This is a genomic window from Marinobacter mobilis (genome assembly GCF_900106945.1).
Taxonomy (GTDB): domain Bacteria; phylum Pseudomonadota; class Gammaproteobacteria; order Pseudomonadales; family Oleiphilaceae; genus Marinobacter; species Marinobacter mobilis.
Genome location: NZ_FNNE01000003.1, coordinates 24250 through 37073, shown reverse-complemented (window position 1 = coordinate 37073; position 12824 = coordinate 24250). Strand labels below are relative to the sequence as shown.

The window sequence follows — 12824 nt, the reverse complement described above, 5'->3', positions numbered from 1 at the left end:
ACGAACGGGCAGGACCCCGTTCAGGTCTATAGTTCTTTATTATCGCCGCCAGGTCATTGCCTGGCGGTCGGAATGCTACTCAATGGCAGCTGTTTGCAGCTGCCTAATATGCCCTGTTTACCGGTCTTCCGCGACCCCGGAATCCCCACCGGCACCATAAAGTCGAAAGACACTGCCGATAACCGCCGTGGCAAACTGGCCAGGCAACAGTGCAAACCGTAACGTCAGCGAGTCATCATCATTCCACTGCCAGCTCAGTTCCTTCGGCATCAGCTTGAGGGGGCGCCGTTCGGGTTTCATCCGCGTGCTGGCAAACACTTTTTCCATCTCCGGATGACCGGCCACAACCTCCCGTTCCAGTATTTCCTGGGCCTCTGTCGCAACCGTACCACCGTCACCCCAGAGAGGGCCGGTGGCCATATCAGGATCCGGCTCTCCTGCCATAACGTCAAGCCAACTCCCCTGCTCTACCCGAGCCGCCAGTACTTCGTTAAACAACCAGGAGCGGGCCGCAGAGAAATACAAGCCGTCCCGGTTTTGAGCAGATTGACCACGCCGCCCACGGGACCGGGACCGCCTCGGATCCATGGCTATCGCCCGGTCAAGATTGCCGCCCTCATGGCCAAAGCGTTGAGGGCCGAAGTAATTGGGGCAACCGAGCGCCCTGACCTGCGCCAACGCCGAGTCGATGGCGCCCTGGTCACCCTCAATCCCCGTCAGGGTTATCACAAACGCATTGCCCTGATGATCACCCCGCCGCAGTTTGCGGGCATGGCGATGACCCGCCAGCACGGTCCAACGCTGACTGATCCGCTCGATCAGCTCGCGGTCGCCCTCCTCCTGTCCGGGGCGGTACAGACTGAACCACTGGCGGGTGACGGCATGGCGGTCCTTGAGACCGCAGTAGCCGACATCGTGATGGCGACAGCCGGCCAGCGCAGCCAGTTCACGGGCAACATAATCGGTGTTATCGCCACGCTTTTCGAGCCGCAGGCACAGGTGCTCCCCGTCCCCACCAAGCGGGATTGCATCCAGAGTGGCAATGTCGCCCGGAAAACCAGGCAGGCCCAGATCCTCATCGACAAAGAAGGTCGCGGGTGAGACTTTCAATACCGCCCTGGCAATACGTCCCGGTGCAGGTACAGGCCAGTCCAGACGCCAACGGTTTTGATCAGACATCAGGATTCAGACTCCAGCAAACACACACTCTGACAGGCAATGCCCTCTCCCCGGCCGGTAAAACCCAGACGCTCGGTGGTGGTCGCCTTGACGCTGACCCGGCCAATGTCGATCCCGAGATCCGCGGCAATATTGGCCCGCATGGCGTCCACGTGGGGCGCCATCCTGGGCGCCTGGGCGATAATGGTGGAATCCACATTAACTACCCGATAGCCCGCCTCGGTTATACGAGCCATAACCCGGCGCAACAGATCACGACTGTCGGCCCCCGCCCATTCAGCGCTGGTATCCGGAAACAGATGCCCGATATCCCCCAATGCCACTGCGCCCAACAGTGCATCGGCAAGGGCGTGGAGCAGCACATCACCATCAGAGTGCGCCTTGAGCGCCTGACTGTGGGGAATTCGGACCCCACCCAGGATCACGTCGCTCCCCTCACAAAACGCATGAACATCAAAGCCCTGACCAATTCGCATCCGTCACTCCCGTTCCTTTGTTACCACCTGACGCTCTGCCTCAAGCTGCCCAAGAATGAACGCGGCCATGCTCAGATCTGCAGGTAATGTCACTTTAATATTGTCAGGCCGCCCCTCAACAATCCGCGGGGTGTGTCCAGCCATTTCGATCGCCGACGCCTCATCGGTCACAACCCGTCCCGCCCGCTCTGCCCGTTCGAGTGCTTTACGCAGCAGTTCGAAACGAAACATCTGCGGTGTCAACGCCCGCCACAGCTGGCTTCGATCCTGGGTGCCACGGACCTCAATACCCTCTCGGCCGACGCCGGCAATTTTCAGGGTGTCCGTTACCGGTGCGGCAAGCAGACCACCCACCGGATCATCCTTGAGCTGCTCCGCCAGCCGAAGCAGGTCAGCAGAGCTTAAGCAGGGCCTGGCAACGTCATGGACCAGCACCCAGTCATCGGGTCGTGCCTGTCCAGCCAAGGCTTTGAGCGCCAGCAACACGGAGTCCGCACGTTCGCGCCCTCCTTCACAGGTCGCCACCCGGCGATCGGTACTGGCCTCAGTCTCTGGCCACCAGCGATCTTCAGAGTGCAGAGGCACCATACAACCTGCAAACAGGTCATGCTCAAGCATTCGGGACAAGGTGATATCGAGAAGAAATCGATTATGGATGCGAAGGTATTGCTTGGGGCAGTCAGCCTGCATTCGCTGACCGATGCCAGCGGCGGGCACCACCAGCCAGAAGCGCGGGTCATTCATAGAGATTTGTCAGGTGTTGGATTCAGCCAGGGGCCTGGATCAGGGGGTTAATGCTCCACCACCAGGTAGAAGGTTTCATCCTGTCGGATCAGGCCAAGATTCATGCGGGCACGCTCTTCAATCGCTCCCTGCTCGCTCTGAAGGTTTCGGACCTCGGCATAGAGACGTTCATTACGGGCGGCCAGAGTTGCGTTCTCAGCCCGTTGCTCGGCAATGGCGTCCTGCAGCCCCCAAACCTGGGCATAGCTACCCTCACCCACCCACAGACGCACCTGCAGGAGGAGGATAACCACCACCATGACGGACCAAAGAACTTTCATCCCGTTTCTCTTCGTGCCTTTTCTACTTACTTCCCTGTTACCCGTTTTCCCTGTCTGTATTACCAGTCAGAAACAACAAAAAGCTGCTGATCCCGGCAAGTCGCGCCCACCGGGATATCAGCAGCCCTAAGAGTCTAGCGTAGACTAAGACGTTTGGCGATGTTTAGCCTTGGCCTTTGATCTCACTCAAGCCACGATAAGGCGCTCCGCCTTCCAGTTCACCCTCGATCCGCAGCAGCTGGTTGTACTTGGCCACCCGGTCTGAACGGCACAGGGAACCGGTCTTGATCTGACCAGCACAGGTCGCCACGGCCAGATCAGCAATGGTGGTGTCCTCTGTCTCACCAGAACGGTGGGAGATCACCGCCGTATAGCCGGCATCCTGGGCCATTTTGATGGCGTCCAGGGTTTCGCTCAGGCTGCCGATCTGGTTGAACTTGATCAGGATAGAGTTTGCAACGCCAGTATCGATGCCCTGCTTGAGAATCTTGGTGTTGGTTACGAACAGGTCGTCACCCACCAGCTGCACCTTGTCGCCCAACTTCTCAGTCAGCACTTTCCAGCCATCCCAATCGCTCTCATCCATGCCATCTTCGATGGAGACGATGGGGTAACGCTCGCACAGACCCGCCAGGTAATCAGCAAAACCAGCCGAATCAAACGACTTGCCTTCACCGGAGAGCTGGTACTGGCCGTCCTTGTAGAATTCAGAAGAGGCACAATCCAGCGCCAGGGTAACGTCCTTACCCAGCTCGTAACCGGCCTTTTCAACGGCAACCTTGATCGCGGCCAATGCCGCTTCGTTGGACGGCAGGTTCGGTGCGAAACCGCCTTCGTCGCCAACGGCGGTATTCAGACCATCAGCCTGCAGAACTTTCTTCAGGCTGTGGAAGATTTCGGCACCAATGCGCAGAGCTTCAGCAAAGGAAGTGGCCGCTACCGGCTGAACCATAAACTCCTGAATATCGACGTTGTTGTCTGCGTGCTCACCGCCGTTGAGGATGTTCATCATCGGAACCGGCATGCTGTATTTGCCGGAGGTACCGTTGATGTCAGCGATGTGGGCATACAACGGCTTGCCCAGTGCAATAGCCGCTGCCTTGGCGGCGGCAAGAGAAACCGCCAGGATCGCATTGGCGCCCAGGTTGGCCTTGTTTTCAGTGCCATCCAGCTCGAGCATGATGTTGTCCAGGGCACGCTGATCGGCAGCGTCCTTGCCTAACAGAGCCTCACGGATCGGCCCGTTGACTGCAGCCACGGCCTTGGTCACGCCTTTGCCCAGGTAACGGCTGGCGTCCTGGTCGCGCAGCTCAAGGGCTTCACGGGAACCGGTCGATGCTCCGGACGGTGCACAAGCGCGGCCCAGGGTGCCATTTTCCAGGATCACATCCGCCTCGACCGTCGGGTTCCCACGGGAATCCAGGACTTCACGGGCTTTAATGTTGGCAATCGTTGTCATGCTGTTTACTCTCCAACGCTATCTATTCAAGTCAAAAACGTTCAAAACCTGGAAACTGACCCACCCCTCAGGCGGTATCAATTGCCGGAAAACTTTTCACCAGATCATCAATGGCCTTGACCTGTGCCAGGAACGGCTCAAGCTGACTCAAGCGCAGCGCGCATGGGCCGTCACACATGGCCTGATCAGGGTTGGGGTGAGCCTCAAGGAACAGTCCTGCCAGCCCCTGAGACATACCCGCCCTGGCCAGGTCGGTAACCTGGGCCCGGCGTCCGCCAGCAGAGTCCGCACGACCGCCTGGCATTTGCAGGGCATGGGTAACGTCAAAAAACACCGGCACGTTCATCTGCTTCATGATGCCGAAGCCCAGCATGTCCACCACCAGGTTGTTGTAGCCAAAACTGGAGCCACGCTCACAGAGGATTACCCGGTCATTACCGGCTTCCTCACACTTGCGGATGATGTGCTTCATTTCCTGGGGAGCCAGGAACTGCGCCTTTTTGATGTTGATGACGGCACCCGTCCTCGCCATCGCCACGACCAGGTCAGTCTGGCGACTGAGGAACGCGGGTAACTGGATGATGTCGCAGACTTCCGCCGCAGGCGCTGCCTGCTCAGGCTCATGGACGTCGGTGATGATCGGTACACCAAAGCGGCTTTTGATATCAGCGAGGATCTTCAGACCTTCATCGAGTCCCGGGCCCCGAAACGAGGTAACGGACGAGCGATTAGCCTTGTCAAAGGACGCCTTGAAAACGTACGGAATACCGAGCTTACGGGTCGCCTCGGCGTAGGACTCGGCAACCTCGAAAGCGAGTTCCCGGGATTCAAGTACGTTCATTCCGCCAAACAGCACAAACGGCCTGTCGTTGGCAATGGTGAGATCTGCAACGGTAACTTGGTTCTGCGCCATGGATGTCAATTTTCCTGTCTGATGCCGGCCAGCAGCCGGTTAATCAAAACGCCGGCACGGTTACCCGTGCCGGCGCTGTCAGAACTCAGCCCTTGCGGCGAGCCAGTGCGGCTTCCACAAAACCCTGGAACAGCGGATGGCCGTCCCGTGGCGTTGAGGTGAATTCAGGATGGAACTGGCAGGCCACGAACCAGGGATGGTCCGGCACTTCCACAACCTCGACCAGAGCGCCATCCGTTGAGCGGCCGGAGATCCGCAGGCCAGCTTCTTCCAGTTGGGGCAGGAAGTGGTTATTGACCTCGTAGCGGTGACGATGACGTTCGCGAATGACCTTCTTGTCATAGCACTGGGCAATGGTCGAGCCTTCAGTCAGAACGCAATCCTGAGCCCCCAGACGCATGGTGCCGCCGAGGTCAGACTCACTGGTACGCTCTTCCTTCTCGCCGCTGGCATCAAGCCACTCGGTAATCAGACCAACGACCGGGGTTGGTGTGTGCTCACGGAATTCGGTGCTGTGGGCATCTTCCAGACCAGCCACGTGACGAGCGTATTCGATAACCGCAACCTGCATGCCCAGGCAGATACCCAGGTAAGGCACCTTGTTTTCACGAGCATACTGGACGGTACGGATTTTACCTTCCACGCCACGCTCGCCGAAGCCTCCAGGTACCAGAATCGCATCGGCGGACTCCAGCACACCGACGCCATCGCGTTCGATGTCTTCGGAATCGATGTAGTTGATCTTGACCTTGGTGCGGGTCTTGATGCCGGCGTGGAGCAGGGATTCAATCAGGGACTTGTAGGCTTCCAGCAGCTCCATGTACTTACCCACCATCGCAATGGTGACTTCGTGTTCAGGATTCAGCTGGGACTCGACGACAGCGTCCCACTCGCTCAGGTCGGCTTCACCGGCTTCCAGATTGAAGCGCTCGATGATGAGCTGATCCAGGCCATGCTGGTGAAGCATGCGCGGAATTTCATAAATGGTTTTGGCATCCTGCAGCGGGATGACCGCCCGCTCTTCCACATTGGTGAACAGAGCAATCTTACGACGGGAGCTGGCGTCAACCTCGTGCTCGGAACGGCACAGCAGAATATCCGGCTGCAGACCGATCGAACGCATTTCCTTCACTGAATGCTGGGTCGGCTTGGTCTTGATCTCGCCCGCGGTGGCGATGTAAGGCACCAGGGTAAGGTGCATGAACAGCGCCCGCTGGGAACCTACTTCAACCTTGAGCTGACGGGTGGCCTCGAGGAACGGCAGGGATTCGATATCACCCACGGTACCACCGATTTCAACCAGGGCGACGTCCACACCTGCTGCGCCTTCGACAACCCGACGCTTGATTTCGTCGGTAATGTGAGGGATCACCTGAACCGTACCGCCCAGGTAATCACCACGACGCTCCTTGCGGATCACCTCTTCGTAGACACGGCCGCTGGTGAAGTTATTGCGACGGGTCATCGGGGTGCGAATAAAACGCTCGTAGTGGCCCAGGTCCAGGTCGGTTTCCGCGCCGTCTTCGGTGACGTAAACCTCACCGTGCTGGAAAGGACTCATGGTGCCTGGATCGACGTTGATGTACGGGTCCAGCTTGAGGATAGTGACCTTTAGGCCGCGTGCCTCCAGGATCGCTGCCAGCGAGGCAGAAGCGATACCTTTCCCCAAGGAGGACACAACACCGCCGGTGACGAAAATATAACGCGTCATGCAGATTCCGTGTGATTTATCTGGTTCGGTGAAGGAGGGAGATTGTCATCTCAAGATGGGACGCCAGACTACCAGAACCGCCTCACGTTCTCAATCAAATTCCCGCTCCACAACTATCCGCCAGCCGCTCTCCGGTGCAGCCCCCTGAAACCCGGGCGACAACCAGATCTGACCCACGCCGATCAGTTCACCGTCCATGGACAAAAGCGGCAACCGCGCCCGCTCCCAAGGCGGAACCGCCTTATCCTGAAGCCATTTTTTCAGAGGCTTTGAGGGCCCCTGAGGACAGGGCCGGATCCGCTCCCCCCCCTGCCTGCCGGCAACCCGGATTCTCGGTATTTGCGTACCTGCCCCAACCTTCTGCTGTGCCTTCTGCAGAACAATACGATAGTCACCCCACAGCAGCGGATGATCAGGCTCCAACAATCGGGTATCGCCCAGCGGCATTTTGGGGTCGCGCACCAGATAAAGCGCAGCCTGAAAGCGCCGGACGGCAAAACCGTCGCCCGGCAGCTCAGGCTCGCGATCTGCACCCGCCTCAAGCAAATCTGCGAGCACCTGGGCCCAGTCACGCCGCTCGGGAACGCTGAAGCCCGATTGCGTTATCCACCAGCGTAGCAGGTTTTTCTGCTCCGTCAGGGAAAGCGCACGAACGCCATCAATACTCAGCTCGCCCTCGGGGCCAGACAGGCTTTGCAAACGAAGTTGCGCCAGAGCCTGCGCCAGCTCGGCACCTTCCCGACAGGCCTGGGAACTGCGATCCATCCGCACCAGCAGGTTCGGCCAGCGCTCCTTGAGTAAGGGAATGATGCTTTTGCGAAGGAAATTACGGTCAAAACGCTCATCGTCATTGCTCGGATCATCCTGCCACGCGAGCCCCAGTTCACGGGCCCAGCCATGAAGCTGCTCACGGGACACCGCCAGAAACGGCCGCACCAGCCAGCCCCGCCCCAAACGGCGGCGTGCAGGAATCCCGGCCAGCCCGGCCAGCCCGGTCCCCCGAATCATACGAAACAGCATGGTTTCGGCCTGATCATCCTGATGATGGGCCATCAGCAACGTGTCGCCACCCACCATCAGCCGCTCAAACACGTCATAGCGAGCATTGCGGGCTCCCGCTTCAAGACCCGCTGCCGGTCCGGTGGTGGCGGCCACCGACACCCGCTCTACAACGAGGTCCACCCCCAGCTGTTGGCATAACTGGCGACAGAAGTCTTCGGTTTCACGAGCGTTGGACTGGAGCTGATGATTGATGTGGACAGCACGAAGGCGGACGGATGATCCAGACAGGCAATGAACAACGGTATGCAGGAGAACCGTGGAATCGAGGCCACCGCTGAGCGCCACAAGAAGAGAAGCTTCGGCCTGAAGCGCCTGAACCGGTCGGGTCAGCGCATCAGGCCAGGACAGGTCTCGGGGACGGTGTTCACCGCCCCGTGTCATAACGCGTCAGACGCTCGTAACGGCGTGCCACCAGCTCATCAAGCGGCAACCGCTGCAGCTCGTCCAGACCGGCGGCCAGCGATTCCTTGAGAGATTTTGCCATCTCTTCCGGATTACGGTGGGCCCCACCCAGAGGCTCCGAAACAATCTTGTCGGCAAGACCGAGATCCTTCAGCCGATCAGCAGTCACGCCCATAGCTTCCGCGGCCTGGGAGGCAAATTCTGCGCTTTTCCACAGGATGGACGCACAGCCCTCCGGCGAAATGACCGCATAGGTGGAGTATTGCAGCATATACAGATGGTCACACACACCAATGGCCAGTGCGCCACCGGAGCCGCCTTCACCAATCACCGTCGAAATAACCGGCGTCTTCAGACGGGACATCACCGCCAGGTTATAGGCAATCGCCTCACTCTGGCCCCGTTCTTCCGCACCGATGCCCGGATAGGCTCCTGGCGTATCGATGAAGGTCAGGATCGGCAACTTGAAGCGCTCAGCCATTTCCATCAGACGCAGGGCCTTGCGGTAGCCCTCGGGACGGGGCATACCAAAGTTGCGTTTGACCTTGTCCCGCACTTCGCGGCCTTTCTGATGACCGATCACCATTACCGGCTTACCGCCAAGGCGGGCAGTACCACCCACGATCGAAAGATCGTCAGCGTATTTGCGGTCACCGTGCAGTTCATCAAAGTCTTCAAACATCAGCTCAATGTAATCGAGCGTGTAGGGCCGCCGGGGATGGCGAGCCAGACGAGCGACGTCCCAAGGCTGAAGGTCCGAAAAAATATTTTCGGTCAGACTGACGCTCTTGCTCTTCAAGCGGTTGATTTCGTCACTGATGTTGATATCGGTATCGTTACCAACCATACGAAGCTCTTCAATCTTGGCTTCAAGGTCGGCAATTGGCTGTTCAAAGTCCAGGTAGTTAGGATTCATGATGTTCCATCAATATGTTGCTGAGGGAAAGCGCCCCAATCCAGAAGTTACGATAACGATAGCAGCGCCTTCGGCACCCCTAAAGCGGACATTGGTATAAGTCGGCCCATTTCCGGCATTTCTTAATGAAAACGTAATGAAATGCGCCATCAATCATAGACCAGTTCAACCGCGCGGTCGCCTACCAGGTATTTTAGCTCGAGTAACAGCTCATCATTTGGCTGAATTCGCCATGATTCGCCCAGTTCAATGCGTGTTTGCGCCTGATCACTGCGATATTCGATCCATACCGGACTGCCTTCACAGCGATAGGGACGCAGAATGCCATCCAGTTTGTCGAGCATGCCATTTTGCAACTGACTGGACGCCAGTGCCAGCTTGAGACCCCGACTGAACTTTTGCCTGGCACTGGCCACATCCATCACCGAGCTGACGCGCATTTTCATCTGCCCGGAATAATCGTCGTGACTGACCTGCCCCTCGACCACGATGACCTGGTCAGAGCCCAGCAGCTCACGGTGCTCAATAAAGGCCTCGGAAAACAGCGTCGCTTCGATACGGCCACTGCGGTCATCCAGGGTGATAAAGCACATGGTAGACCCGGACTTGGTTTTCATGGTCCGCTGGGCCACGACCAGGCCAGCCACCCGCTGCGGCGACTTGTTCGGTTTCAGATCAGCAATCGAGCAGCGAACAAAGCGCCGTACTTCGCGTTCATATTCGTCAAAGGGGTGCCCGGTCAGGTAAAGCCCCAATGTGTCCTTTTCCCCTTTGAGGCGCGCCTTTTCTGGCCATTCACGGACGTTAGCCACATCAGCGTAGAGGTCTTCGCCTTCACCGCCGGTCAGCATCTCCCCGAACATATCGATGATGCCGGCCGACTCATTACGGGATTGCTGGTTTGCCTGTTGCAGTGCCTTGTCTATGCTGGCCATCAGCTGTGCCCGACCCGGCCCCAGCTTATCCATGGCTCCCGCCCGGATCATCGCCTCGATGGCCCGCTTATTCACCTTCTTCAAATCAACACGGTTGCAGAAATCAAACAGGTCCTTGTAAGGACCGCCTTCGGCACGCCCTTCCACCACACTCTGGATCGGGCCTTCCCCCAATCCCTTGATAGCCCCAAGCCCGTAGACAATCTGGCCGTCATCGTTAACCGTGAACGTAAATTCTGAAGTACTGACATCTGGCAACACCAGATCCAGCTTCAGGTTACGACACTCCTCCACCAGGGTAACGACCTTGTCGGTGTTCTGCATATCGGCGGTGAGTACCGCCGCCATGAATTCTGCCGTGTAGTGCGCCTTGAGCCAAAGAGTCTGGTAAGACACCAGGGCGTAGGCCGCAGAGTGAGATTTGTTGAAACCGTAGCCAGCAAACTTCTCCACCAGGTCAAAGATATTTTCCGCCAGCGACTCACTGATGTTGTTCTGGACACAGCCCTCAATAAAGCCAGCCTTCTGCTTGGCCATTTCTTCAGGTTTTTTCTTACCCATGGCGCGCCGCAGCATGTCAGCCCCACCGAGGGTATAGCCTGCCATCACCTGGGCGATCTGCATGACCTGTTCCTGATACAGGATAACCCCGTAGGTAGGCTCCAGTACCGGCTGCAGGCCATCGTACTGGTAATCGGGGTGCGGGTAGGACAGAGGTGCCTTACCGTGCTTACGGTCGATAAAGTCATCCACCATCCCTGACTGCAGTGGCCCCGGTCGGAACAGCGCCACCAGTGCAATCATGTCTTCCAGGCAGTCCGGTTGCAGACGCCGGATCAGGTCCTTCATGCCCCGGGATTCCAGCTGGAACACCGCCGTGGTCTCGGCCTTTTTCAACATTTCAAAGGAAGCAGGATCATCGAGCGGAATCGCACTGATATCCAGCGGAGCTTTGCCCAGTTTCTCCCGCCGCGGGTTGATCATTCCCAGCGCCCATTTGATGATGGTCAGGGTCCGCAATCCCAGGAAGTCGAACTTTACCAGCCCCGCTTCTTCCACATCCCCCTTATCGAACTGGGTCACCAGACTGCCGCCCTCGTCATCGCAATACAGCGGTGAGAAATCGGTGATCTTGGTGGGTGCGATCACCACGCCCCCGGCGTGCTTACCCGCATTCCGGCACACCCCCTCCAGCTTGAGTGCCATCTCCCAGATTTCCTGGGCTTCCTCATCCTGCGCCAGGAAGTCCTTGAGCTGGGGCTCTTCCTCAATGGCCCTATTCAGGGTCATACCCACTTCAAAAGGAATCAGCTTCGAGAGTTTGTCCGCCAGCCCGTACGACTTGCCTTGCACCCGCGCGACATCCCGCACAACCGCCTTCGCGGCCATGGTTCCGAAGGTAATAATCTGGGAGACCGCTTCACGACCATACTTTTCGGCCGTATAGGCGATAACCCGGTCCCGGCCTTCCATACAGAAGTCGACGTCAAAGTCGGGCATCGATACCCGCTCAGGGTTGAGGAATCGCTCGAACAGCAGGTCATATGCCAGCGGATCCAGGTCGGTGATCAACAAGACGTACGCCACCAGGGAGCCGGCACCGGAGCCACGCCCCGGGCCGACCGGAACGCCGTTATTCTTGGCCCACTGGATAAAGTCCATAACGATGAGGAAGTAACCCGGGAATCCCATCTGGATAATGATGTCCAGCTCAAAGTTCAGGCGGTCGTAATAGGCCTGACGTTTGCTGTCATACTCCGGGTCGTCCTTGCTGAGAATCGTCTCCAGCCGCGCTTCGAGACCATCTTCGGACGCCTTGCGGAAATACTCATCCATGGTCATCCCTTCCGGGACGGGATAGTTCGGCAGGAAGTATTCGCCCATCCGCACCTTGACGGAGCAGCGCCGGGCTATCTCTACTGTGTTTTCGATGGCTTCGGGGATATCGGCGAACAGCTCGATCATTTCCTCCGCACTGCGCAGATACTGCTGCTCACTGAAGCGGCGATCTCGTCGTGGATCATCCAGGGTGCGACTTTCACCAATGCACACCCGGGCCTCATGGGCCTCGAAATCGTCAGCATTGAGGAAGTGGACATCGTTGGTGGCTACCACCGGGCAGCCCAGCGCCTGGGCAAGCTCAACGCTCAGATGAAGACAGTCTTCGTCCCCGGCCCGGCCGGTCCGCTGCAGCTCCAGATAGTAGGAATCCGGGTACAACGCCATCCAGAACTCGGCCCGCTCCCGCGCCAGTTCGGGTTTGCCTGCCAGCAACGCCTTGCCGACGTCACCCATTTTAGCGCCGGACAGGGCGATCAGCCCTGCTGCTTTTTCCTGCAGCCATTCTTTCTGGACGATCGGCTTACCGTAGCGCTGCCCTTCAGTGAAGCCACGGGAGATGATTTCGGTCAGGTGCAGATAGCCCTGCGGGTTTCGCGCCAGTAAGGTAATCCGGAACGGACTCTCGGGATCGTCCGCGTTGTCCAGCCACAGGTCCGCCCCGATGATCGGTTTGACCCCTGCTCCCAGGGCCGCCTTGTAGAAACGGACCAGTGAACACATGTTGGACTGTTCCGTCAGCCCGACCGCCGGCATGCCCAGCTCAGCCACCCGCCCGATCAGCGGCTTTACACGCACCAGCCCGTCGACCATGGAATATTCAGAGTGAACGCGGAGATGTACAAAAGTCTGGGACATAACGTCGGGA

At 58.3% G+C, this 12824-nt stretch carries 10 protein-coding genes; all 10 read right to left on the bottom strand.

What is annotated here, in order from left to right:
- Positions 1-117 precede the first annotated feature (117 nt).
- Positions 118-1179 (bottom strand): tRNA pseudouridine(13) synthase TruD, encoded by a 1062-nt coding sequence (gene truD / locus BLV11_RS04995; RefSeq protein ID WP_091811882.1) that lies wholly within the window; start codon positions 1177-1179, stop codon positions 118-120.
- On the bottom strand, positions 1179-1655 hold the full coding sequence (gene ispF, locus BLV11_RS04990) for a 2-C-methyl-D-erythritol 2,4-cyclodiphosphate synthase (protein WP_091811881.1): 477 nt from the start codon (positions 1653-1655) through the stop codon (positions 1179-1181). The genes truD and ispF overlap by 1 nt, the downstream gene beginning before the upstream one ends.
- A 3-nt stretch (positions 1656-1658) precedes the next feature.
- Complete coding sequence (gene ispD / locus BLV11_RS04985; protein ID WP_091811880.1) at positions 1659-2399, bottom strand: 2-C-methyl-D-erythritol 4-phosphate cytidylyltransferase; 741 nt, start codon at positions 2397-2399, stop codon at positions 1659-1661.
- Positions 2400-2446: 47 nt separating this feature from the next.
- Positions 2447-2719 (bottom strand): septum formation initiator family protein, encoded by a 273-nt coding sequence (locus BLV11_RS04980; RefSeq protein ID WP_091811879.1) that lies wholly within the window; start codon positions 2717-2719, stop codon positions 2447-2449.
- 163 nt (positions 2720-2882) lie between these two features.
- Positions 2883-4178 (bottom strand): phosphopyruvate hydratase, encoded by a 1296-nt coding sequence (gene eno / locus BLV11_RS04975; protein ID WP_091811878.1) that lies wholly within the window; start codon positions 4176-4178, stop codon positions 2883-2885.
- A 67-nt stretch (positions 4179-4245) separates the two neighbouring features.
- On the bottom strand, positions 4246-5091 hold the full coding sequence (gene kdsA / locus BLV11_RS04970; RefSeq protein WP_091811877.1) for a 3-deoxy-8-phosphooctulonate synthase: 846 nt from the start codon (positions 5089-5091) through the stop codon (positions 4246-4248).
- Positions 5092-5176: 85 nt separating this feature from the next.
- A complete protein-coding gene (locus tag BLV11_RS04965) occupies positions 5177-6802 on the bottom strand; it encodes a CTP synthase (protein ID WP_091811876.1) in 1626 nt (541 codons plus the stop codon).
- A gap of 90 nt (positions 6803-6892) precedes the next feature.
- A complete protein-coding gene (tilS, locus tag BLV11_RS04960) occupies positions 6893-8245 on the bottom strand; it encodes a tRNA lysidine(34) synthetase TilS (RefSeq protein ID WP_091811875.1) in 1353 nt (450 codons plus the stop codon).
- Positions 8229-9182, bottom strand: a complete 954-nt coding sequence (accA, locus tag BLV11_RS04955) for an acetyl-CoA carboxylase carboxyl transferase subunit alpha (RefSeq protein WP_091811874.1) — start codon at positions 9180-9182, stop codon at positions 8229-8231. The genes tilS and accA overlap by 17 nt, the downstream gene beginning before the upstream one ends.
- A gap of 149 nt (positions 9183-9331) precedes the next feature.
- Positions 9332-12814, bottom strand: a complete 3483-nt coding sequence (dnaE, locus tag BLV11_RS04950; protein WP_091811873.1) for a DNA polymerase III subunit alpha — start codon at positions 12812-12814, stop codon at positions 9332-9334.
- Between the last annotated feature and the right edge of the window lie 10 nt (positions 12815-12824).